The sequence below is a fragment of the Azospirillum sp. A26 genome (assembly GCF_042604635.1).
GTDB classification, from domain to species: Bacteria; Pseudomonadota; Alphaproteobacteria; order Azospirillales; family Azospirillaceae; genus Azospirillum; species Azospirillum palustre.
The window spans coordinates 2523902-2545847 of record NZ_CP170472.1; the positions used below are offsets into that span (position 1 = coordinate 2523902).

Here is a 21946-nt window from a genome sequence, read left to right on the forward strand (position 1 = left end):
GAAATCCGGTTCATCTTCGCCCCGAACGGCCAGCGCCAACGGAAAAGGGGCCGCCTTGCGGCAGCCCCTATCCTTACCTGACCGATGGGCCTTACCTGCGACCCGCTCGGGGCGGTCAGCCGATGCGCCAGACGTCCGGGCTGTTCTCCAGCCGCTTCAGGACGGCGACGCGCTGCTGCTCGATCTCCTCGGGCAGGCGGTCGCCGAAGCGGTTGAACAGCTCCTCCTGGTCCTTCGCCTCGGCCTCGGCCTCCTTGCGGTCGATGTCCATGATCTTGGCGAACTTGTCGGCCGGGAAGTTCAGGCCGGACCAGTTCAGATCCTGGTAGCGCGGGGAATAGCCGAAGGGTGATTCCGCCACGTCGGTGGCGCGGCCGCGGACGCGGTCGACGATCCACTTCAGCACGCGCATGTTGTCGCCGAAGCCCGGCCAGACGAACTTGCCGTTCTCGTCCTTGCGGAACCAGTTGACGCGGTAGATGCGCGGCAGGCTCTCGACCTTGCCTTCCATCGACAGCCAGTGGTTCCAGTAATCGGCCATGTTGTAGCCGCAGAAGGGCAGCATGGCGAACGGGTCGCGGCGGATGGCGGCCTGGCCGACGGCGGCGGCGGTCGCCTCCGAGCCCATGGTCGCCGCCCAATAGACGCCTTCGCGCCAGTTGTAGGCCTCGAACACCAGCGGGAAGGTCTTCGACAGGCGGCCGCCGAAGATGAAGGCGCTGATCGGAACGCCGGCCGGATCCTCCCAGGCCGGGTCGATCGACGGGCACTGGGCGGCGGGGGCGGTGAAGCGGCTGTTCGGGTGGGCGGCCGGACGGCCGGAACCGGGCGTCCAGTCCTTGCCCTGCCAGTCGATCAGGTGCGCCGGCGTCTCGTCGGTCAGGCCTTCCCACCAGACATCGCCGTCGTCGGTCAGCGCGACGTTGGTGAAGATGACGTTGTGGTCCAGCGTCTTCAGCGCGTTCGGGTTCGACTTCACGCTGGTGCCGGGGGCAACGCCGAAGAAGCCGGCCTCCGGGTTGATGGCGCGCAGCGTGCCGTCGGGCTGCGGCTTGATCCAGGCGATGTCGTCACCGATGGTGCGGACCTTCCAGCCCTCGAACTCCTTCGGCGGGACCAGCATGGCGAAGTTGGTCTTGCCGCAGGCCGACGGGAAGGCGGCGCCGACATAGGTCTTCTCGCCGGCCGGGCTCTCCACGCCGAGGATCAGCATGTGCTCGGCCAGCCAGCCCTGCTCGCGGCCCATCGCCGAGGCGATGCGCAGCGCAAAGCACTTCTTGCCGAGCAGCGCGTTGCCGCCATAGCCGGAGCCGTAGGAGACGATGCGGTGCTCGTCGGGGAAATGGACGATGTACTTGTTATCGGCGTTGCAGGGCCAGGCCACGTCCGGCTGGCCGGGCTCCAGCGGGGCGCCGATGGAGTGCAGGCAGGGAACGAAGTCGCCGTCGCCCAGGATGTCCAGCACCTTCTGGCCCATGCGGGTCATCATCCGCATGTTGACCGCGACATAGGGGCTGTCGGAGATCTGCACGCCGATGTGCGAGATGTCGGAGCCCAGCGGACCCATGCTGAACGGCACCACATACAGGGTGCGGCCGCGCATGCAGCCCTCGAACAGGCCGTCCAGCTTGGCCTTCATCTCGGCCGGGTCCATCCAGTTGTTGGTCGGACCGGCTTCCTCGCGCGTCTTCGAGCAGATGTAGGTGCTGTCCTCGACACGGGCGACGTCGCCCGGATCGGAGCGGCAGAGGAAGGAGTTCCGGCGCTTGGCCTCGTTCAGGCGGATGAAGGTGCCGGCCTCGACCATCTCGTTGCAGAGACGGTCATATTCCTCCTGCGACCCGTCGCACCAATGAACGCGCTCCGGCTTGCATTTCAGGGCGATCTCCTCGACCCAGGCCAGGAGCTTCTTGTTCCGCGTCCGTGTGTTACCAGTCATATCGTCCCTCTCGAAGGCTGGGCCGGTGTCGCCGCGCCGGGCATGCCCCTGTCCGGGGATCCCGCGGCCGGTCCGGCCGTTCTTTCGTCCGTTGTCGTGTCAGATGGATGGCATCCGCCGCATCAGCGGCATGCCGGTCCGAACGGGCGGCCGGGCTGCGAACCCGCCGCGATGCGTGGCACCGGCAGGGTGCGGCGACGATACGGTGCAAAAGGCGGTCCTGAGGCGACAGGTCTGGGGGCCAATGGCCCGGACGGGAAACGGGTCGATCCGTTATGGTCCACTGAAGTGTTCTCCTGGTTGCGCGTGCCCGCGCGCCGCGTTTTTGTTTTTGGTGCGGCGCCCGGTGGTGTCGAAGCGACCTCTCGGCTGGTCGTTCATTCTAACGGTTGGCAGGCTGACGGTTGGCTTCTCGTCTCTCTCGGCTTCGTTTTTCGCTGACCGTTCTTTTTGTTCTCTTCGATCTTTTTCTTGTTCTTGTGCGGCGGCACGGCTGTCAGGTGCCTCCGCCGCCGTCCGGTGGGGTTCCAGCCGTTGTTGTCCCGGATGTCGATCCTCCGGGTTGTCCCGACCCGTCCGGCGGCCGGACCAGCGTGTCCAGCATCAGTTTAGCCGATTCGGGGTCATGGATTCTCTGCTCAAAATCGACGCGGGCGACGTACCCCCCGCGTCGCAGATCGCATCCCTCCGGGTCGATCCCGGTCACGCTCCAGCCGTCCTTTTCACCATCGGCGGCGGGCGCCAGCCGGGGGCCGTACCCCTCGCCGTTCAGACGGTCGAGCAGCGCCGCCTCGCCCGCCGCCAAGGCAGGGGCGGCAGCGGGAAGGTCCAGCTCCGCGGCGGACAGCCAGTGGATGCGGCCGAAGCCGGCGACCAGATGGGCGCGCTCCACCGCGACGCGGTAGATCGCGAAGTCGCCGAAACCGGCATAGAGGGCGGCGTCGGGATGGCGGCGCAGGTAGCGCGCGCGGTGCTCCGGATCGTCCGACCGCCCGGCCCGGCCCTGAACCGACAGGCGCGCGCCGGTCAGCGGCTGCGCCAGCCCGGCAGTGCCGTCGAACAGCAGCCCGACCCGGCCGTCGGCCAGCAGGTTGCGCGTGTGATCGGCGAGGGTGGAGAGCAGCAGCAGCGGGCTGCCGTCATGGTCGAACGCCACCAGCACCAGCGAGGGGTAGGGCCAGCCGGCGGCGTCCGCCATCGCGCCGGCGCCCTCGTCGGGCGGCCGCTGAGCGGTCGCCAGCGCGGCACGGTCGCAGGCGCGCATCAGGCGTCGGGCACGCAGGGCCGGAGCCATGGTCGCCGGAGCCGCACCGCTCCGGTCGGTGCCCGGCGGCGTCGCGCCCCCCTGGCCGTCCGCAGTGGCGCCGGTCGGAGAGGACGCGGAAAGGGCGTTCGAAAAACTCATTCCAAAACGAGCGCGTTCTCCCGCGCGGCACCGTTGTTCGGCGCCGCATTGCCGCCATATTGGCCCATACAAATGCTGCGGGAAAAGAGAAAACTGCCGCTGGTACCTGGACTCTGGCATAAAGTATTGGAATGACCACTCGTCCTATGCCTGATGTTTCCGCTAACATTACCGGGTCCCGGCAGTTCGACCGCTGCAACCTGTTCCCGACTGTCCGTTTCCCACTGTCCCTGCCCCGCTTCGATAGGATCAGTTACGACCATGGCCCACACCGTCGCCCTGGTGGATGACGACCGCAACATCCTGGCCTCGGTCTCCATCGCCCTGGAGGCCGAGGGCTTCGACGTGCGCACCTACACCGACGGCGCCGAGGCGCTGCGCGGATTGAGCCAGCGCCCGCCCGACCTCGCCGTGCTCGACATCAAGATGCCGCGCATGGACGGCATGGAGTTGCTGCAACGCCTGCGCCAGACCAGCCAGATGCCCGTCATCTTCCTGACCAGCAAGGACGACGAGCTGGACGAGCTGATGGGCCTGCGCATGGGCGCCGACGACTACATCAAGAAGCCCTTCTCGCAGCGCCTGCTGATAGAGCGCATCCGGGCGCTGCTGCGGCGCGAGGCCCTGCGCGGCGAGAGCCCGGAGGTCGATCCCGGCCAGATCATCACCCGCGGCCCGCTGCTGCTGGACGGCGCCCGCCATGCCTGCAGCTGGAAGGGCCAGCCGATCGACCTGACCGTGACCGAGTTCCTGCTGGTGCGCGCGCTGGCCCAGCGGCCGGGCCATGTGAAGAACCGCGACCAGCTGATGGACGCGGCCTATGGCGAGCATGTCTATGTCGACGACCGCACCATCGACAGCCACATCAAGCGGCTGCGCAAGAAGTTCAAGGCCGTCGACGCCGACTTCTCCCAGATCGAAACGCTCTATGGCGTCGGCTACCGGTACAAGGAATAACGCAGTGTCCACGCTCGGCGGAGCAGGGGGCGGGGCAAGGGGCGGCAGGCGGCGGAGGCTGGGCGGCGTCTCGCCGCTGACCCTGCGCATCCTCGCAGTGAACGTGCTGGCGCTGCTGGTGCTGCTGGCGGGGCTGCTCTATCTCGGGCGCTACCAGGACCGGCTGATCCAGGCGGAGACCGAGGCGCTGGCGACGGAGGCCCGCATCTTCGCCTCCGCGCTCGGCGAAGGGGCGGTGAACCGCATCCTGACCGCCCCCTCCCCCACCGGCGACGAGAGCGGCGAGCGGTTCGAACTGGCGCCCGAACTGGCGCGGCCGATGATCCGCCGGCTGGCGGAGGCGACCTCGACCCGCACCCGCCTCTTCGACATCGACGGGCACATGCTGTCCGACAGCCGGGTGCTGGTAGGATCGCAGGGCCGCATCGAAATCCGCGAGCTGCCTACCCCGCCATCCGGCGATCCGGTCAGCCGGGCGATCAACGACCTCTACACCCGCCTGATCGACGTGGTGCCCAGCCGCGAAGGGCTGCCGGTCTACCGCGAACAGCCGGGCCAGCCCAACCCCGACGTGGAGCGGGCGCTGGTCGGCGAGGCAGCGGCCACCGTCTGGCGCGTCGACGGGGCCGGCGGCGACCCGGAACTGCTGCTGACCGTGGCGGTTCCGGTCCAGCGCTACCGCGAGGTGCTGGGGGCGGTTCTGCTGACCCGCGGCGGCGGCGAGATCGACCGCGCCATCCGCTCCGTCCGCTTCGACATCCTGCGGGTGTTCGGCGTGGCGCTGCTGGTGACCATCGGCCTGTCCTTCTATCTGGCCGGCACCATCGCCCGACCGATCCGCCGGCTGGCCCAGGCCGCCGACCGGCTGCGCACCAGCCACGGGCGCCACGCCGAAATCCCCGACCTGACCCGCCGCGGCGACGAGATCGGCGAGCTGTCCGGCGTGCTGCGCGAGATGACCGACGCGCTGTGGACGCGGATGGACGCCATCGAACGCTTCGCCGCCGACGTCGCCCACGAGATCAAGAATCCGCTGACCTCGCTGCGCAGCGCCGTGGAGACGGCGGAGCGCGTCAGCGACCCGCGCCACCGCGACCGGCTGATGGCGATCATCGCCGACGACGTGCAGCGGCTGGACCGGCTGATCAGCGACATCTCCAACGCCTCCCGCCTGGATGCCGAACTGTCGCGGGCGGAGCCGGAGCCGGTGGACATCGGCCTGCTGCTGACCATGCTGGCGGAACTGCGCCAGACGGTTGCCGCAACCCTGGACGAGCGGGTGGCGGCCGGGGACGGCGATGGCGAGGATGGCGGGACGCGGCCGCCGCGGGTCGTGCTCGACCTGCCGGCCGCCGAGCGGCTGGTGGTGCCGGGGCTGGAAGGGCGCCTGACCCAGCTGTTCCAGAACCTGATCGACAACGCCCTCTCCTTCTCGCCGCCCGGCGGCACGGTGCGGCTGACCGCAAGGCGCAGCGGGCGCAGCGTCAAGGTGGTGGTGTCGGACCAGGGGCCGGGCATTCCCGACGGCAAGGAGGAGGCGATCTTCGACCGCTTCTACACCGAACGTCCGGCGGGCGAGAAATTCGGAACCCACTCCGGTCTCGGTCTGTCGATCGTTAAGCAGATAGTCAGTGCACACAATGGTTCTGTATTTGCGAAAAATCGTCATGTATCGGACGGGACCATCGAGGGCGCCGACTTCGTGGTGACTCTGCCTTTGTTGTGAGAAACTCTGCGGAATTTCAGACTTCCTTCCCACTCTCGGCTAGACAAGCCCTGTCCAAGCATCGATCATGATCCCGGTCGTTCTCGCTTGTCGGCTGCTGGGTCGGTCGGACCATGCCGGTCCGGTTGTATGGGCCTGCACCATGTGGCAACGGGAGGGTGGCCATACCCCGGGACAAAGATGTGGGGTTGTCATGCCTGAGTGCGTTCCACCCGAATCCTCCTCCGTGCATACCCTGTCCCCGACCGGCCGCCGTTCCGCCACCCCGGGTGCTGTTGCCGGTGCCACGCCGGGTGACGTCGTCGACCTGCGCCGCTACCGTCTGGCCCGTTTGATCCGGGATGCCGGCCGGCAGCAGGGCGAACTGGCAAGGATGATGCGGCAATCCGCGCGGGAGCGGACCCAGCTCGCCGAGGCCCTCCAGGGGGCGCAGCGCCACCTCGCCAGCATCGCCGACAACTACAAGGTCCTGCTGGTTCGGCTGAAGCGGGAAAAGGACTTCCGCGACGCCTGCCAGGAGGCGGCGGAGCTGGAGGATCTGGACGAGATGATCCGCCGCCGCGACGCCCTCGCCATGGAGCTGGAGGCGATCCGCCGTACCCCCCGCGGCGCCGCGGGCGCCTGACGGCGCGCCCACCCCGGCCAGCATCGGCACCATCCGCGCCGGCGCTCTCCGCCCGACCGTTCGCCCGGTCATTGTCCGCACCGAAAGAACGGTTGGAAGCGGATGGGGGATCCCGGACAGGTTTCCCCGCCTGACCTTGTGGGACACCGTTCCGTTCCCATTGACAGAACCTGCGCCACGTCTCACCTTCGCCAGACTATGGTGACGATTCACGGCACCTGCGTCTTGCTCTCCGGCATCGGCGTGCTGCTGCGTGGGGAGTCCGGACGGGGAAAATCGGATTTGGCCTTGCGACTGATCGATGGCGGAGCCTTGCTGGTCGCGGATGACCGGGTGGCGCTGCATTGCGAATCCGGCCGCCTGACCGCCTCTCCCCCGCCCGCCCTGGCCGGGCTGCTGGAGGTGCGGGGCGTCGGCATTCTTCCCGTTCCGTCGGCCGGGCCGGCCCCCGTCGGTCTCGTCGTCGACCTGCTCGAGCGTGACGCGGTGGACCGCCTGCCGGAGGCGGAGACCGACACGCTGCTGGGCGTCGCCCTGCCCCGCCTGGGCCTGCACGCCTTCGATGCCTCCACACCCGCGAAGATCCGCCTTGCCGCCGCCAGCCTGTGCGGCGGACGGCTGGACCGGGTGCCCGCCAGCCTCTCGGCCCTATCATGAAACCTCCCGACACTCTGATGTCCGACGTGCCGACCGACCCTGCCGCCCCTTCCGCCCGCGGGCGCATCGTTCTGGTGACCGGCATGTCGGGGGCCGGCATGTCGGTGGCGCTGAAGGCGCTGGAGGATCTGGGCTACGAGGCGGTGGATAATCTGCGCCTGTCGCTGGTGCCGGCGCTGATCCGGCAGGCCGATCCGAAGCGCCGGCCGCTGGCCCTGGTGATCGACAGCCGCACCCGCGACTTTTCCGCGCAGAACTTCCTCGACGAGCTTGAGGAGCTGCGGCGCGACGGCGATCTCGACGTCCGGCTGGTCTTCCTGGAATGCGGCGACGAGGTGCTGCAACGCCGCTTCACCGAGACGCGCCGCCGCCACCCGCTGGCGGAGGACCGCACGGTACCCGACGGCATCCAGCGCGAACGCGCCCTGCTGTTCCCGCTGAAGGAGGAAGCCGACGTCACCATCGACACGACGCAACTGTCCATTCACGATTTGCGGCGCATCCTGTCCGGGCATTTCCGGCGTGACGCCCAGGCAGCCTTGCAGGTGTTCGTGACCTCCTTCTCCTTCCGCCAGGGCCTGCCGCGCGAAGCCGATCTGGTCTTCGACGTGCGGTTCCTGACCAACCCGCATTACGACCCGGAGCTTCGGCCGCTGACCGGCCTGAACCCGGCCGTCGCCGCGCGGGTGGAGAGCGACCCCGATTTCCCCGCCTTCTTCGGCAACCTGACGGAGCTGCTGCGCCCGCTGCTGCCGCGCTACAACCAGGAAGGCAAGAGCTACCTGACCATCGCCATCGGCTGCACCGGCGGCAAGCACCGGTCGGTCTTCATCGCCGAACGGCTGGCGGCGTGGCTGAAGGACCAGGGGCTGCGGGTCAATCTCAGCCACCGCGAACTGGAACGGCTGGGCTTGCGGACCGCCGGGGCCGGCCCCGCCTCCAGCCAGCAGGCCAACAACCAGCAAGCCGGCAGCCAGCAGGCCAACCAGCAGGCCAACCATCAGGGATGATGCAAATTGCGCCTTGACGACCATGCGTCCAACCAACGATCCAGATGCGATGAGCGCTGCCGCCCCGCGGCGGCCCTCGCGCAGGTCTCCGGGGAGGACCCAACCTTGAAGGATGTCCCATGATCGGTATGGTTCTTGTCACCCACGGGCGGCTGGCCGAGGAATTCATCGCCGCACTGTTCCACGTGGTGGGCGAACAGCAGCAGGTGCGCGCCGTGTGCATCGGCCCGGACGACGACATGGAACAGCGCCGCCAGGACATCCTGAACTCGGTGGCGGAGGTCGATGACGGGTCGGGCGTCGTGGTGCTGACCGACATGTTCGGCGGCACGCCGTCCAACCTCGCCATCTCCATCATGGACAAGGCGAAGGTCGAGGTGATCGCCGGCGTCAACCTGCCGATGCTGATCAAGCTCGCCAGCGTGCGCAAGACCGAGCCGCTGGACAAATCGGTGATCGCCGCCCGCGATGCCGGACAGAAATACATCAACGTCGCCTCCACCCTCCTGTCGGACTGACCGCCTGCAATGAGCCCCCCCGACGACACGGCATCCGCCGACGGCGAAATCCGCCGCACCGCCACCATCACCAACCAGCGTGGCCTGCACGCGCGCGCCTCGGCCAAGTTCGTCAAGCTGGTCGCCACCTTCGATGCCGAGATCTCGGTGCGCCGCGGCGAATCCGTGGTGTCCGGCGAGTCGATCATGGGGCTGATGATGCTGGCCGCCGGTCCCGGCACCAGTGTGGAGCTGCGCGCCAGCGGCGCCCAGGCCGATGCCGCGATGGACGCCCTCCTGGACCTGATCAACCGCAAGTTCGATGAAGAATGATCTGCCCCCCGCCGGCCAGACCGGCGGCCCGGTATCCGGCCCCGACCGCGGCGGTTCCGGCGGGACCCCGTCGCCCGAGCCGGTAAGCGCGTCCGCCAGCACGGCCGCCAGCGCTGCGGCGCGCGCCCTGCGCGGCCTGGGCGTGTCGCCCGGCATCGCCATCGGCCCGGCCCATGTGGTGGAAAGCGGCGCCGTCGCCATCCCCGAATATGTCGTTGCTCCCGACGCGGTAGAGGCTGAGGTCGCCCGCTTCAACGAGGCGGCGACCAAGGCGCGCCGGCAGATCAAGAAGCTGAAGAGCAAGGCGCTCGTCCTGCCCGACTCGGCGTCGGAGGAGATCGGCTTCCTGCTCGACGCCCACCTGTCGATGGTCACCAACTCGCGCCTGACCCGCGGGGTGGAGCATCGCATCAAGCAGGACCGCATCAACGCCGAGGCCGCCATCCAGGCGGAGATCGCCGCCATCGCCGCGACCTTCGCCGGCATGGACGACGCCTATCTCGCCGCCCGCATCGACGACATCCGCGAGGTCGGGCGGCGGCTGACCCGCAACCTGATGAAGCAGGAATACCGGGCCTTCAGCAGCCTGCCCCCCGGCAGCATCATCCTGGCGGAGGAGCTGACCCCCGCCGACACCGCCCTGCTCGACCCCACCGTCGTCGGCGGCTTCGCCACCGTGCTGGGCGGGGCGGAGGGGCACACCGCCATCCTCGCCCGCTCGCTCGGCCTGCCGGCGGTGCTGGGCGCCCCCGGCCTGCTGGCCGGCGTGCGCAACGGCGTGACGGTCATCGTCGACGGTTTGCAGGGCCGCGTGCTGATCGACCCGCCGGCCGACGTGCTGGCCGATTACAGCGAGCGTCGCGCCGCCCGCGAGCGCGAGCGCCAGGGGCTGAAAAGCCTGCGCAAGCTGCCCGCCGTCACCCGCGACGGCACCGCCATCACGCTGATGGCGAATCTGGAGCTGCCGCGCGATCTCGACCACGCGCTGGAACATGGCGCCCAGGGCATCGGCCTGCTGCGGACCGAGTTCATGTTCATGAACCGCGACCATCTGCCCGACGAGGATGAGCAGTACGCCGTGCTGCGCACCATGATCGAGGGGATGGGCGGCCGCACCGTCACCGCCCGCACCATGGATCTGGGCGGCGAGAAGCTGGCCGGCTGGATGGCCGGGCGCTATGGCGAGCCGGCCAACCCGGCGCTGGGGCTGCGTGCCATCCGCCTCGGCCTGCGCGAACCGAAGCTGCTGGAGACGCAGCTGGCCGCCATGCTGCGCGCCGGCGTCCACGGTCCGCTGCGCATCCTGCTGCCGATGATCGCCTCGGTCACCGAGGTGCAGAAGGTGCGCGAGATGATGGGGCAGGTCGCCCGCCGGCTGCGCCGCCGCGGCGTCGCCATCGCCGACCCGCTGCCGCCGGTGGGCGTGATGGTGGAGGTGCCGGGGGCGGCGCTGGCCGCCGACGCGCTGGCCTATGCCGCCGACTTCTTCTCCATCGGCACCAACGACCTGACCCAGTACACGCTGGCCATCGACCGCGCCGACGAACAGGTCGCCACCCTCTACGACCCGCTGCATCCGGCCGTGCTGCGGCTGATCCAGTTCACGGTGGAGGCCGCCCTGCGCGCCCGCATCCCGGTGTCGGTCTGCGGCGAGATCGCCGGCGATCCGCGCTACACGGCGTTGCTGCTGGGGTTGGGCGTGCGCGAGCTGTCGATGGCGCCGCTGGCGGTGCCGGCGGTGAAGAAGCGCATCCGCTCGCTCGACCTGGTGGAGGCGGGCCGCCGCGCCCGCGTCATCATGGACCAGAGCGACAGCGGCCGCATCGCCACGCTGCTGGACGATTTCAACGCGACCCTGTGAGGTAAGACCGGTGGGATGGGGGCGAAAGCCCCCCTCTCACGGCGCCTTCCGCCCCGCCATATGGCCGAGATAGGCGACGACCCGATCCAGATCGGCATCGCTCAGCATCGACGGGTCGAAGCCCGGCATCTGCTGGCCCGGCCATGTCCGGACCGAGCGGGGGTCGCGGATCAGCGTCTTCAGCCCGGCGGGCGTCAGGTATTCGGTCGGGTTCATCGGCCGGTTCAGGTCAGGGCCCATCGTGGCGCTGCCGGCGCCGTTCAGCGTGTGGCAGGCCATGCATTGGGTGATGAACACCGCCTGTCCGGCGCGGATGGCCGAGTCGGCGGGCAGGCCCGGCTCGACCGCCAGCTGCGGCCAGCGGCGCAGCGGATCGTCGGAGCTGACGATGCGGGCCAGCTGATAGGGCCATTGTTCGCTGCGCACCCCCGACGCCTCGGGCCGCACCCAGACCAGATAGAAGGGGCCGGCGGAGACCTCCTTGCCCGGCAGGTTGGGCCAGGGCCGGTCGGCCGGCTCCACCGCCAGGAAGGCGACGGCGCCGTCGGGACCGCTGCGCAGGCACAGCTCCGGCGGCAACTGCGCGGTGAAGCCGTCCGACGCCACCCCCTCCAGCACCGTGCCGGGCGGGAAGTCCGCAGTGCCCAGCAGGCTGGCGAGCGGCACGGCTCGGTAGCTCATCGGCCGGCCGTAGGAGATGTCGGCCGGGATGTCGACGGTCACCGCGTCGGGCCGGGCCAGCAGGGTGTCGCGGTCGAACACCCGCTCGGTTCCGGCGATGGCGATGGTCAGCGCCGGCCCGCCTGCCAGTGCCGGATGCAGCGGCAGAGCCACGAGCAGCAAAGACAGGGCGGCAAGCAGGCGTCCAGCCACAGGCCCAAGCGACGGCTTCCTCATTCCAGATCGTCCTCCCCTTCGTCGTCATCCCCGGACTCGTCATCGGCGCCGGTGTGCTGCGGGGCGGCGGAGGCCGGCTCCCGCTCCAGCCGCTCGATCTGGTCGGGATGGGTGATCTCGATCATGGGGCCATTGCGCAGCGTGATCCAGCCCCGCACGCGCACCCGGCGGCCCTCGTAGGACAGCGGGTCGATGCCGGCGCGGATGACCTCGCGCATCGCGGCGCGGCCGATATGGACGGTGACGTCGCTGCGCCAGTCGGTGCCGAAATCGAGCCAGCTCTCGCCGCCGCTCTTGGACACCGCCAGCACCACCCCTTCCACCAGCTGGAAGCTGTCGCGGTCGCGGAAAAGCTCCTCCGGGTCGGCGGCGTCGCGCACCGCATAGACCCGGCTGCGCCACAGCCCGCGCCCGGCATTGCGCGCGGTCTCCTCGCCGGCCAGCAGCTCCGCCGCATAGGCACGGGCGTCGGGCCGGGTGTGGACCCGCGCCAGCCCGCGGACCAGCAGCGCCGATTGCAGCCACAGCCCGTCCTCCCGCACCAGATGGGCGAGCAGCCGGCCATGGCGGTCGGTCGGCGCCGGCCCGTGCAGGACGACGCGGTGGCCCAGCGCCAGATCGGTCAGCGCCGCGCTCGCCGCCTCGGCCAGCGGCCAGATGCGGCCATCGGCGGGGTTGGCGTTGCGCGGCGGCTTGGCCGCGTCGATCCCGGCCAGCCGGACCCGGCGGCCGTCCTCAAGCTCCAGCGTGTCGCCGTCCAGCACGGCGGTGACCCGCAGCCCGTCCGCCGAGGCGGCGACCGGCAACAGGCCGCACAGCAGCAGGCCAATCAGCAATAAGACCAGGGTCAGAAAGTTTTGACTTTTGACCCTGGTATCGGCCGCGACGGCGGCCGCGCGGGCACATGCCCGCGAAGCCAAGGCCCGCGGACGCGGGCCGCCCGGCGTCTGAGGGGCTGGAAAGTGCCGACCGCAGGTCGGAACTTTCCGGCACTGGTATAAGACCGGCAGGCGCACAAGCTGGAGCGTGACAAGTGTCATCGGGAAGGCCGTCCTTGCGGAACATCCGCCGCCGAGCGGGGTTCTGACGGGTATGCCGACCGATCTCCCCTTCCGCAAGTCCCTCCGCGCCGCACTGGCCACCCTGATGCTGGCGGCGGTGACGCCCACCCTGGTCGCGCCCGCGCCGGCCCGCGCCGGGCTGCTCGACACCGTGCTGTCCGGCGGCGACGAGGCGGCGCTGGGGGCGCAGGAACACCCGAAGATCCTGGCGCAGTTCGGCGGGGCGGTGAAGGATGCCCGGCTCCAGGGCTACATCGACCAGCTCGGCCGCAAGCTCGCCGCCACCACGGCGCTGGCGCGCGATCCCTGGACCTTCACCGTGCTGGACAGCGACGTGGTCAACGCCTTCGCCCTGCCCGGCGGCTATGTCTACGTCACCCGCGGCCTGCTGGCGCTGGCGAAGGACGAGGCCGAGGTGGCCGGCGTGCTGTCGCACGAGATCGGCCACGTCACCGCCCACCATTCGGCGCAGCGCCAGACCCGGCAAACCATCGCCGGGCTGCTCGCCGCCGGGGTCGGGCTGGTGTTCGGCAACGACACGCTGGCGCAGCTGGCCGGGCTGGGCGGCACCGCCGTCGTCGCCAGCTATTCGCGCGAGCAGGAGCTGGAGGCCGACCAGCTCGGCGTCGAGACGCTGCGGCGGACCGGCTACGACCCCTTCGCCATGGCGACCTTCCTGGAGACGCTGCGCCGCGACAGCCAGTATGAGGGCTTACGCGCCGGCAACAAGGGCGGGGACGGCTTCGACTTCCTCGCCAGCCATCCGGCGACCGAGGAGCGCGTTCGCCGCGCCGCCGACCTCGCCCGCGCCATCCCGCCGGGCGGCGCCCGCCCACGCGATCCTTACCTGGCGGCGGTCGACGGCATGATCTATGGCGACAGCCCGGAGAACGGCTATGTCCGCGGCCGGACCTTCGCCCACCCGCAGCTCGGCATCGCCTTCACCGTGCCGCAGGGCTATTCGCTGCTGAACGGCGCCGATCAGGTGGTCGCCAAGGGGCCGAACGGCACCGCCATGGCCTTCGACGGCGGATCGGCGGCCGGCGTGTCCGACCCCGCCAGCTTCCTGACCGGCGTGTGGGGCAAGACCGCCACTCTGTCCAACCTCCAGCGCCTCACCATCGGCGGCATGGCGGCGGCCACCGCGACCACGCGCGGCGAGTCCGACGGCACCAGCGCCGACATCCGTCTGGTGGCGATCCGCGCGCCGGACGGGAAGATGTACCGCTTCACCTTCCTGGCGCCCGCCGGATCGCTGGCTCGTTTCGACAGCGATTTCCAGGCGGCGGCCAACAGCTTCCACCGCATGACCGCGGAGGAGGCCGCCGGTTTCCGTCCCCGCCGCGTGCAGGTGACGGCGGTGCAGCCCGGCGACAGCGTCGCCGGCCTCGTCCGCCGCATGCCGCAGGAACCCTACGCCGAAGAGTTGTTCCGGATCATCAACGACCTGCCGCCCGGCACGCCGCTGCAACCCGGCCAGCGGGTGAAGGTGATTGTCGGGGAATAGGGCTGGGGTAGCGGCAACCCCCAGCATGAGCATGACGGCATGAAATCCGCGTAAGGATACAGCCCCGCGGGTTGCCGCCGGCCGGATGGGCGGGTAGGCTGCCGCGCATGTCCGATACCCCGTCAGCGCGCCCCAAGATTGCTCCGCCCCTTCCGGCGACGGCCGTGAAGCCGGCCGGCAAGGCGGCGGCGAAGGCTGTTGGGAAAAACGGGGGAAAAGCCGGCCCGAAGCCCGCCGGGCGCCGGCGCCTGCGGCTGCCCATCGCCGCGGTGCTGGTGGCGGGGTTCGGCTCGCTGATGCTGGCGGCGGTCGCCAGCGTCCTGGTGCTGGGTCTGGTCAGCGCCAGCACCAACACCTTCGCCCTGCTGAACGACAAGGCCGATCTGGCGCTGGCCGGGGTGGAGGTGCGGGTCCGCCACCAGCTCGACCCCGCGCGCGAGATGGCGCGCTTCGTCGCCGGACTGATCGAGCGCGGCGACCTGCGCGCCGGCGACAACACGGCGATGATCGACACGCTGCGCGGCGCGCTGGCCGGTGCGCCCGACGTCACCGGCCTCGCCTTCGTCCGCCCGGACCTGACCGGCGTCCGCGTCGGCCGGCTGAACGGCGGGCTGGTCGCCGATCCCTTCGACATGCAGGGCGACAGCGACATCCCGCCGGAGATTCTGGACGGCCCCAACCGCAGCGCCGCCACCTGGGCCGATCCGCGCTGGCTGAAGGAGGCGCAGAACAGCTTCGTCACCCTCTACCAGCCGGTGCGGCGCGACGGCCGCTATCTGGGGCAGGTGGCGGTCGGCGTGTCGCTGGGCGACCTGTCGCGCTTCCTGTCGGTGCTGTATGTGGAGCAGGGGCTGAACGCCTTCGTGCTGTACGACCAGAGCCATGTGCTGGCCCATCCGGCGCTGGTCGGCCGCAGCTTCGATTTTTCTGGCAAGCTGGACGGTCCGCCGCTGCCGCGCACCGATCAGGTCGACGACCCGGCGCTGGCGGCGCTGTGGTCCAGCGGCGTGCCCGTCCAGTCGCTGAAGAAGCGGGTGGAGGCGCGCGCCGTCCAGGTTCTCGGCAGCGACTACATCTTCCTGACCCGCAAGATGGCCGGCTACGGCCAGCAGGACTGGATCATCGGCATCGGCTATCGCGACGGCGAGCTGAACGTCGAGGTCCGCCGGCTCTACATCACCGGCGCCGTCGGCCTCGCCATCCTGCTGGTGTCGGTCGGGGTGGCGCTGCTGGTCGGGCGGCGGATCAGCCGGCAGGTGGCGCGGCTGGCCGAGGCTGCCGACCGCGTCCGCGCCTTCGAATTCCGCGCCATTCCCGACCTGCCCGACTCCCGCCTGCGCGAGATGGCGCGCGCCGCCACCGCCTTCAACGCCATGGTCGCCGGCCTGCGCTGGTTCGAGACCTATGTGCCGAAGGCGCTGGTCCTGCGCCTGATGCGCCAGCGCGAGACCGAGGGCGGGCTCGATTCGGTGCAGCGCGAGGTGACGGTGATGTTCACCGACATCCGCGGCTTCTCCCGCATGGCCGAGCATATGGCCGCCGCCGACACCGCCGCCCTGCTGAACGAGCATTTCACCCTGCTCGCCGCCTGCATCGAGGCGGAGGGCGGCACGGTGGACAAGTTCATCGGCGATTCGCTGATGGCCTTCTGGGGGGCGCCCGAGGCGCAGGAGGACCATGCCGTCCGCGGGCTGCGCGCGGCGTTGGCGATCCACCACGCCATCCGCGCCGACAACCGCCGCCGCCTCACCGAGGGCCGGGCGCCGATCCATGTCCGCGTCGGGCTGCACAGCGGCCCGGTGGTGGTCGGCAACATCGGCTCCGACAGCCGGATCAACTACACCATCGTCGGCGACACCGTGAACGTCGCCGCCCGGATCGAGGAGCTGTCGGCCGCCCTTCAGGGCGAGTCCGAGGTGATCGTCCTGACCAGCGGCGTCACCGCCGCCAAGGGCAAGGACGCCGTGCCGCTGGTCCGCCAGGGCGGCCGGTCGCTGCGCGGCCGCACCGGGATGACCGAACTCTGGCGCCTGGTGCTGGAGGAGGAGAAGAAGGACGCGGCGAAGGCGGCGACGCCAGTGTCGGCGCCATCCCCGGCAGCCGGCACGGCGGCGCCGTCCGCCGCACCCCCGCCGGTGGCGGGTGAGACGGCCAAGCCGGTGTTCGCAGGTAAGGATACACCCTGAAACAGGCCGGCGTTTCCAGTTAAGTCATTGGAAAATCTGGAAACGCCCCTGCCCGCTTCCTTACCTCAGCGCCAGCCACGACGGCCGCCGCGGCGGTCGTCCTCGTCGAACAGTTCGGCCAGCTTGTTCATCATCGTGCCGCCCAGCTGCTCTGCATCGACGATGGTCACGGCGCGGCGGTAATAGCGGGTCACGTCGTGGCCGATGCCGATCGCCACCAGCTCGACGGGCGAGCGGGTCTCGATCTGCTCGATGGTCTGGCGCAGATGGCGCTCCAGATAATTGCCGGCATTCACCGACAGGGTCGAATCGTCCACCGGCGCACCGTCGGAGATCACCATCAGGATGCGGCGCTGTTCCGGCCGGCCGAGCAGCCGGTTGTGCGCCCATTGCAGCGCCTCGCCGTCGATGTTCTCCTTCAGGATGCCTTCGCGCAGCATCAGGCCCAGGTTCTTGCGGGCCCGGCGCCACGGCATGTCGGCCGCCTTGTAGACGATGTGGCGCAGGTCGTTCAGCCGGCCGGGATGCGGCGGCTTGCCGCCGGCGACCCAGGCCTCGCGCGCCTGCCCGCCCTTCCAGGCGCGGGTGGTGAAGCCCAGCACCTCCACCTTCACCGCGCAGCGCTCCAGCGTGCGGGCGAGGATGTCGGCACTCATCGCGGCGATGGAGATCGGCCGGCCGCGCATCGAGCCGGAATTGTCGATCAGCAGCGACACCACGGTGTCGCGGAAATCCATCTCCTTCTCCGCCTTGAAGGAGAGCGGCAGGACCGGGTTGGCGACGACGCGGGCCAGCCGGGCGGCGTCGAGGATGCCCTCCTCCAGGTCGAAGTTCCAGGAGCGCTGCTGCTTGGCCATCAGGCGCCGCTGCAGCCGGTTCGCCAGCTTGGAGATCACGCCCTGCAGATTCTGCAGCTGCTGGTCCAGCAGATGGCGCAGCCGTTCCAGCTCCGCCGGGTCGCAGAGGTCGGCGGCGTCGACCACCTCGTCATACTGGGTGGTGAAGGCCTTGTAGGCGTTGGGATCGGGCTCGTTGCGGCGGTTGAGGTCGTTGCGCCAGGGTTGGCCGGGGCCGGCGGGCTCCTCCGCCCCCTCGCCCTCGCCCATCTCCATGTCGCCTTCCTCGCCGGCGCCCTCCTCGGCGCTCTCGCCGGCTTCCGACGAGTCCTGCATCTCCGACGAGGCCATCGATTCGGCGTCGGACTGGTCCTCGTCCTGGCCGCGGGTCTGGCCGTGCTGGGGCGACTCCTCGTCCTCGGAGGACTGGGTCTGCTGGTCCTCCTCCTCTTCCTGGTCGGCTTCCTGCCCGACTTCCATGTCGAGGTCGGCCAGCAGGCGGCGGACGGCCTTGGCGTAGGCCTCCTGGTCGCCGGCGTAACTGGCCAAGCCCTTCATGTCCTTGCCCAGCCGCTCTTCGATCCAGGGGCGCCAGAGGTCGACGGCGCGGGCGGCGGCGGGCGGCGGCGGCGCACCGGTCATCGCCTCGCGCGCCATCATCCGCAGCGCCTCCGACAAGGGCACCTGTCCGCGGTCGTCGAAGCGGTCGAAGCCCTGGCGGGTGTAGCGATCCTCCAGCGCCGCTTCCAGATTGTGGGCGACGCCGGCCATGTCGCGGCTGCCCAGCGCCTCGCAGCGCGCCTGCTCCATCGCGTCGTAGGCCTGGCGGGCGGCGTCGCCCAGCGGCATGCGGTGGGCATGCACCGTGGCGTCGTGATGGCGCAGCCGCAGCGCCACGGCGTCGGCCGCCCCGCGCAGCTTGGCGACCTCGACCGGGTTCAGGTCGCGCGCCGGCAGCGGCACCCGCACGCGCTGGCCCGACAGCCCCGGCGGGTCGGACGAAAAGCCCACCTGCACCTCCGCCCGCCGGGACATGGCGCGCACCGTGGCGGTGGTGGACCGCTTGAAGGCTTCGACGGGGGTGTCGTTCTGGGTGGTCATTTCATCAAGCCGGATGTTGGAATTCGGGCAGGCGCGCGGCCTTCCGGTCGAATGTCAATGTGCAGGCGCAGCCGGAAACCCGGTTGCCCACGGCGATCAGCCCGTCGGCGAAACCGGCCGGGCCGGCACGGTAACGCTCCAGGGCCTCAAGCGCCACTTCGCGGTCTTCGACGATCAGGTCCACGGTGTTCAGAAGGCGGTCGAGGATCGAGCAGATCTCCGCACGCGGGCGTTTGTAGGCCCGCTCCATCACCCAGACGACCTCCGCCAGCACGATCCTGTTCACGAACAGCCGCTTGCCTTCCGCCACCGCACGGCTGACGGCGCTACGGGCGCGGGCGGCCTGTTCCTGGTCATCGTCGACGATCAGGCGGACGAGCGTGTTCGTGTCCAGTCCGATCATGTCCGCCGGAATCTCTCGGCGGCGGCATCCTGGATGGCCTCGTCCATCTCCTCGACCGACACCGGCGGGTGGAACCGGCCGGCGATGCCGAACAGATCCTCGATCCGGTGTTGTGGAGGGGAGGGTGTCGCGGTTGCCGCAATCCCTGGCAAGGCCAGAGGCGTGCCGGCGAACGGGTCCGCGGCGGTCGCTTCCCCCCCCTCACAGGCCCGGCGGTAGTAGCCGGTGATGTAGACCCGCAATGCCGACGCCAAGGCCTGCGGTCCATCGTCCGGTGCCCGGTCACCCCGGCGGGCGATGGCGGCGATCCGCTCGCGCACCAGATCGCACAGCTCCTCGACAGAGCGCCCTTCCCGCTTCGCGATGTCCGCCAGGGCATCCCACAGGAAAGGCTCCAGAGGCGGCGAGGCAGGGGAAAGCGCGAGGCCATGATCGTCGCCGGTCACCTCGACCCGCAGGGACTCGCCGGGACCGAGCCGAAGCCGGTCACGCACGCTTTGCGGAAGCGTGAGTTTCCCGTCCGGTCCGATCCATGCGTATCCCATCGCTCTCCTCCGCCCGGTCTGCCGCCCGGTCTATCAGCCGACCCCTCACACGAGGTTCGCCTGGACCCCCGTCTCCGGCAACTCGACGCCGAAGCAGCGCTGGTAGTATTCGGCCACCGTCGGCCGCTCCACCTCGTCGCACTTGTTGAGGAAGGTGATGCGGAAGGCGAAGGCGACGTCGCTGAAAATCTTCGCGTTCTCGGCCCAGGTGATCACCGTGCGCGGGCTCATGACGGTGGAGATGTCGCCGTTGATGAAGCCGGCGCGGGTCAGGTCGGCCAGACGCACCATCGACGCCACCGTGTCGCGGCCGCGGGCGTCGTCGTAGGACGCGACCTTGGCCTGGACGATCTTCATCTCGGCGTCGACCGGCAGGTAGTTCAGCGTCGCCACGATGTTCCAGCGGTCCATCTGGCCCTGGTTGATCTGCTGGGTGCCGTGGTAGAGGCCGGTGGTGTCGCCGAGGCCGACGGTGTTCGCGGTGGCGAACAGGCGGAAGGCCGGGTGCGGGCGGATGACGCGGTTCTGGTCGAGCAGCGTCAGCTTGCCTTCCACCTCCAGCACGCGCTGGATCACGAACATCACGTCGGGGCGGCCGGCGTCATATTCGTCGAACACCAGGGCGCAGGCATGCTGCAAGGCCCAGGGCAGGATGCCCTCGCGGTATTCGGTGACCTGCACGCCGTCGCGCAGAACGATGGCGTCCTTGCCCATCAGGTCGATGCGGCTGATGTGGCTGTCCAGGTTGACGCGGATGCAGGGCCAGTTCAGCCGGGCCGCGACCTGTTCGATGTGGGTCGACTTGCCCGTGCCGTGATAGCCCTGGACCATGACGCGGCGGTTGTAGGCGAAGCCGGCGAGGATGGACAGAGTCGTGTCCCGGTCGAAGCGGTAGGCGCTGTCGAGGTCGGGCACATGCTCCGAGCGCTGGCTGAAGGCCGGCACCTGCATGTCGCTGTCGATGCCGAAGACCTCACGCACCGAGACCGTCGTGTCGGGCTTGTGGTCGAACAGGGCCGAGCTGGCCTGGGTCGCTCCTTGGGAAGCCATGGGTGGTTTCTTACGTTCCAGCGAGTGTCGGTTGTCCAGCGGCCGCGGGATTGACCCGGCCCGCCAACGGGGGTTCAGGCAGCATAACAGGCTTTCAGCGTATTGTAGGCCTGATTGATTTCTTTCAGGCGTTCTTCCGCAGCCTTGTCGCCGCCGTTGGCATCGGGATGATGCTTTTTCGCAAGCTCCCGATAGCGTGCTTTGATCCGTGCGAAGTCCACCGGCGGAGTCAGTTCAAGGACCGCCAGCGCCTTTTCCTCTTCGGTGCGGGCGTGGTGGCGCCGGTGCGCCTTTTCCTCGTTCTTCGTCTTGCCGGTATCCTGGCCGAATTCGAAACTGAAGCCGTTGACCACGCGGTCGCGGATGAAGCGCTCCTGCGTCGCCCATTTGCCGAGCGGCCAGCTCGGGCGCTGCCAGGTCGTGTCCTGGCGCACCTCCGCCTCGATCTGGTCGGTGGACATGCCGGCGTAATAGTCCCAGGCCCGGTTGTACTCCCGGACATGCTCCAGGCAGAACCACCAGTACTCGTTGAGGCTGCTGCGGCTTTTCGGCGCACGGAATTCGCCGGCGGCGACGCAATCGGGATGGTCGCACACACGGGTGGCCGCGCGCGGGGCGGCGTAGCTGTCGTAACTGGAGCGGGCGCGGTTCCTGGTCATCGGCCAAGTATGGGAAGAGCCGGTGCCTCTGGCAAGCACGCCGAATCGAGCTTCCGTCATCCGCAATCTGCGGGTCGCCGGGCTTGACAGACGCTTGACAGGGCAGGGATCGCACCGTCTCCTGACCGTTGGCGCGCCGGCCGGGTCACGACGTCCCGCCGCGGCCGCTCCAATCCCTCCCCGACCAGCGACGAGACATCAGGATCCGCCATGGAATACGCCACCCGCATCCGCGAAAAGCTGACCGCCGGACTGGCGCCGGACCGGCTCGAGGTCGTCGACGACAGCGCCCGCCATGCCGGCCATGCCGGGGCGGACGCCGCCGGGGAAACCCACTTCCACGTCACCGTCGTCTCCGCCGCCTTCGCCGGCAAGTCGCGGGTGGAGCGCCAGCGGATGGTCTATGCGCTGCTGGCCGACGAGTTGCGCGAGCGGGTGCATGCGCTGGGGCTGACCACCCACGCCCCCGGTGAAGCCGGGGCCTGACCGGGGCCGGAAAGCCTGCACGCATCCCGTCCTTAAGGGCGCTCATACCGGTCGTTCGTGCGCTTCAAATAACGAGCGGTTGAGCGGCTGAAATAGCATACATATGGATGCAACCAAGAGTCGATTTTAGGAAAACTTGTAAGAATGAGAGACGCTAGCGTGGTTGCATTTCCCGCTGCGTTTAGTAAAGTATGATATATGCAAC

General features: G+C 69.6%; 20 protein-coding genes. 11 read left to right on the forward strand and 9 right to left on the reverse strand.

Features of this window, described 5'->3' with window-relative positions:
* Window positions 1-115: 115 nt before the first annotated feature.
* Entirely contained in the window at window positions 116-1939 is a 1824-nt protein-coding gene (locus ABNQ39_RS12735; RefSeq protein WP_376957927.1) for a phosphoenolpyruvate carboxykinase (GTP), read from the reverse strand.
* A 496-nt stretch (window positions 1940-2435) separates the two neighbouring features.
* Entirely contained in the window at window positions 2436-3344 is a 909-nt protein-coding gene (locus tag ABNQ39_RS12740; RefSeq protein ID WP_376957928.1) for a HugZ family protein, read from the reverse strand.
* A gap of 261 nt (window positions 3345-3605) precedes the next feature.
* Between ABNQ39_RS12740 and ABNQ39_RS12745 the strand changes: the two genes are divergently transcribed.
* The 8 genes from ABNQ39_RS12745 (at window position 3606) to ptsP (ending at window position 11010) form a co-directional block, all read left to right on the forward strand.
* Window positions 3606-4301: a response regulator transcription factor gene (locus ABNQ39_RS12745; RefSeq protein WP_109052301.1), complete on the forward strand. Its 696-nt coding sequence runs from the start codon at window positions 3606-3608 to the stop codon at window positions 4299-4301.
* Window positions 4273-6027 (forward strand): stimulus-sensing domain-containing protein, encoded by a 1755-nt coding sequence (locus tag ABNQ39_RS12750; protein ID WP_376957929.1) that lies wholly within the window; start codon window positions 4273-4275, stop codon window positions 6025-6027. The genes ABNQ39_RS12745 and ABNQ39_RS12750 overlap by 29 nt, the downstream gene beginning before the upstream one ends.
* 226 nt (window positions 6028-6253) lie before the next feature.
* Complete coding sequence (locus tag ABNQ39_RS12755) at window positions 6254-6652, forward strand: hypothetical protein (RefSeq protein ID WP_376957930.1); 399 nt, start codon at window positions 6254-6256, stop codon at window positions 6650-6652.
* 198 nt (window positions 6653-6850) lie between these two features.
* Complete coding sequence (locus tag ABNQ39_RS12760; protein ID WP_376957931.1) at window positions 6851-7309, forward strand: HPr kinase/phosphorylase; 459 nt, start codon at window positions 6851-6853, stop codon at window positions 7307-7309.
* Window positions 7310-7326: 17 nt separating this feature from the next.
* Window positions 7327-8319 (forward strand): RNase adapter RapZ, encoded by a 993-nt coding sequence (gene rapZ / locus ABNQ39_RS12765; RefSeq protein WP_376957932.1) that lies wholly within the window; start codon window positions 7327-7329, stop codon window positions 8317-8319.
* Window positions 8320-8438: 119 nt separating this feature from the next.
* Entirely contained in the window at window positions 8439-8837 is a 399-nt protein-coding gene (locus ABNQ39_RS12770; RefSeq protein ID WP_042690507.1) for a PTS sugar transporter subunit IIA, read from the forward strand.
* Between the two features lie 9 nt (window positions 8838-8846).
* Window positions 8847-9149: an HPr family phosphocarrier protein gene (locus tag ABNQ39_RS12775; protein WP_149229309.1), complete on the forward strand. Its 303-nt coding sequence runs from the start codon at window positions 8847-8849 to the stop codon at window positions 9147-9149.
* Window positions 9139-11010 carry a phosphoenolpyruvate--protein phosphotransferase gene (ptsP, locus tag ABNQ39_RS12780; RefSeq protein ID WP_376957933.1) on the forward strand — a complete coding sequence of 624 codons (1872 nt, stop codon included), beginning with the start codon at window positions 9139-9141 and terminating at the stop codon, window positions 11008-11010. The genes ABNQ39_RS12775 and ptsP overlap by 11 nt, the downstream gene beginning before the upstream one ends.
* A gap of 36 nt (window positions 11011-11046) precedes the next feature.
* On the opposite strand, the gene ABNQ39_RS12785 is transcribed toward ptsP, so the two are convergent.
* Together ABNQ39_RS12785 and ABNQ39_RS12790 are read right to left on the reverse strand one after the other, a co-directional pair.
* On the reverse strand, window positions 11047-11907 hold the full coding sequence (locus tag ABNQ39_RS12785; protein ID WP_376957934.1) for a c-type cytochrome: 861 nt from the start codon (window positions 11905-11907) through the stop codon (window positions 11047-11049).
* Window positions 11904-12743 carry a thermonuclease family protein gene (locus ABNQ39_RS12790; protein ID WP_376957935.1) on the reverse strand — a complete coding sequence of 280 codons (840 nt, stop codon included), beginning with the start codon at window positions 12741-12743 and terminating at the stop codon, window positions 11904-11906. Before ABNQ39_RS12790 ends, ABNQ39_RS12785 begins: the two co-directional genes overlap by 4 nt.
* A 256-nt stretch (window positions 12744-12999) precedes the next feature.
* Here ABNQ39_RS12790 and ABNQ39_RS12795 point away from each other — a divergent pair, with 256 nt between their 5' ends.
* Together ABNQ39_RS12795 and ABNQ39_RS12800 are read left to right on the forward strand one after the other, a co-directional pair.
* Entirely contained in the window at window positions 13000-14475 is a 1476-nt protein-coding gene (locus ABNQ39_RS12795; RefSeq protein WP_376957936.1) for a M48 family metalloprotease, read from the forward strand.
* Between the two features lie 107 nt (window positions 14476-14582).
* Window positions 14583-16661 (forward strand): adenylate/guanylate cyclase domain-containing protein, encoded by a 2079-nt coding sequence (locus ABNQ39_RS12800; RefSeq protein WP_376957937.1) that lies wholly within the window; start codon window positions 14583-14585, stop codon window positions 16659-16661.
* Window positions 16662-16726: 65 nt separating this feature from the next.
* Here ABNQ39_RS12800 and cobT read toward each other — a convergent pair whose 3' ends face one another.
* From cobT to ABNQ39_RS12825, 5 genes are all read right to left on the reverse strand, one after another.
* A complete protein-coding gene (gene cobT, locus ABNQ39_RS12805) occupies window positions 16727-18598 on the reverse strand; it encodes a cobaltochelatase subunit CobT (protein ID WP_376957938.1) in 1872 nt (623 codons plus the stop codon).
* A 4-nt stretch (window positions 18599-18602) separates the two neighbouring features.
* Window positions 18603-19001: a PIN domain-containing protein gene (locus tag ABNQ39_RS12810; RefSeq protein WP_376957939.1), complete on the reverse strand. Its 399-nt coding sequence runs from the start codon at window positions 18999-19001 to the stop codon at window positions 18603-18605.
* Window positions 18998-19546, reverse strand: coding sequence for a ribbon-helix-helix domain-containing protein (locus tag ABNQ39_RS12815; RefSeq protein ID WP_376957940.1), 549 nt, complete (start codon window positions 19544-19546; stop codon window positions 18998-19000). Before ABNQ39_RS12815 ends, ABNQ39_RS12810 begins: the two co-directional genes overlap by 4 nt.
* Before the next feature lie 45 nt (window positions 19547-19591).
* The gene (cobS, locus tag ABNQ39_RS12820; protein WP_109490458.1) at window positions 19592-20596 is read right to left on the reverse strand and encodes a cobaltochelatase subunit CobS; all 1005 of its coding nucleotides are present in this window, start codon (window positions 20594-20596) and stop codon (window positions 19592-19594) included.
* A gap of 74 nt (window positions 20597-20670) precedes the next feature.
* Entirely contained in the window at window positions 20671-21315 is a 645-nt protein-coding gene (locus ABNQ39_RS12825; protein WP_342210695.1) for a J domain-containing protein, read from the reverse strand.
* Between the two features lie 150 nt (window positions 21316-21465).
* Here ABNQ39_RS12825 and ABNQ39_RS12830 point away from each other — a divergent pair, with 150 nt between their 5' ends.
* The gene (locus tag ABNQ39_RS12830) at window positions 21466-21741 is read left to right on the forward strand and encodes a BolA family protein (RefSeq protein WP_085087049.1); all 276 of its coding nucleotides are present in this window, start codon (window positions 21466-21468) and stop codon (window positions 21739-21741) included.
* The last annotated feature ends 205 nt before the right edge of the window (window positions 21742-21946 follow it).

Bases quoted from the DNA above. Each gene is read 5' to 3' on its own strand.
- ABNQ39_RS12735 (WP_376957927.1), bottom strand. From the start codon at position 1,939: ATGACTGGTAACACACGGACGCGGAACAAGAAGCTCCTGGCCTGGGTC.
- ABNQ39_RS12740 (WP_376957928.1), bottom strand. From the start codon at position 3,344: ATGAGTTTTTCGAACGCCCTTTCCGCGTCCTCTCCGACCGGCGCCACT.
- ABNQ39_RS12745 (WP_109052301.1), top strand. From the start codon at position 3,606: ATGGCCCACACCGTCGCCCTGGTGGATGACGACCGCAACATCCTGGCC.
- ABNQ39_RS12750 (WP_376957929.1), top strand. From the start codon at position 4,273: ATGGCGTCGGCTACCGGTACAAGGAATAACGCAGTGTCCACGCTCGGC.
- ABNQ39_RS12760 (WP_376957931.1), top strand. From the start codon at position 6,851: ATGGTGACGATTCACGGCACCTGCGTCTTGCTCTCCGGCATCGGCGTG.
- rapZ (WP_376957932.1), top strand. From the start codon at position 7,327: ATGTCCGACGTGCCGACCGACCCTGCCGCCCCTTCCGCCCGCGGGCGC.
- ABNQ39_RS12770 (WP_042690507.1), top strand. From the start codon at position 8,439: ATGATCGGTATGGTTCTTGTCACCCACGGGCGGCTGGCCGAGGAATTC.
- ABNQ39_RS12775 (WP_149229309.1), top strand. From the start codon at position 8,847: ATGAGCCCCCCCGACGACACGGCATCCGCCGACGGCGAAATCCGCCGC.
- ptsP (WP_376957933.1), top strand. From the start codon at position 9,139: ATGAAGAATGATCTGCCCCCCGCCGGCCAGACCGGCGGCCCGGTATCC.
- ABNQ39_RS12785 (WP_376957934.1), bottom strand. From the start codon at position 11,907: ATGAGGAAGCCGTCGCTTGGGCCTGTGGCTGGACGCCTGCTTGCCGCC.
- ABNQ39_RS12795 (WP_376957936.1), top strand. From the start codon at position 13,000: ATGCCGACCGATCTCCCCTTCCGCAAGTCCCTCCGCGCCGCACTGGCC.
- ABNQ39_RS12800 (WP_376957937.1), top strand. From the start codon at position 14,583: ATGTCCGATACCCCGTCAGCGCGCCCCAAGATTGCTCCGCCCCTTCCG.
- cobT (WP_376957938.1), bottom strand. From the start codon at position 18,598: ATGACCACCCAGAACGACACCCCCGTCGAAGCCTTCAAGCGGTCCACC.
- ABNQ39_RS12810 (WP_376957939.1), bottom strand. From the start codon at position 19,001: ATGATCGGACTGGACACGAACACGCTCGTCCGCCTGATCGTCGACGAT.
- ABNQ39_RS12815 (WP_376957940.1), bottom strand. From the start codon at position 19,546: ATGGGATACGCATGGATCGGACCGGACGGGAAACTCACGCTTCCGCAA.
- cobS (WP_109490458.1), bottom strand. From the start codon at position 20,596: ATGGCTTCCCAAGGAGCGACCCAGGCCAGCTCGGCCCTGTTCGACCAC.
- ABNQ39_RS12825 (WP_342210695.1), bottom strand. From the start codon at position 21,315: ATGACGGAAGCTCGATTCGGCGTGCTTGCCAGAGGCACCGGCTCTTCC.
- ABNQ39_RS12830 (WP_085087049.1), top strand. From the start codon at position 21,466: ATGGAATACGCCACCCGCATCCGCGAAAAGCTGACCGCCGGACTGGCG.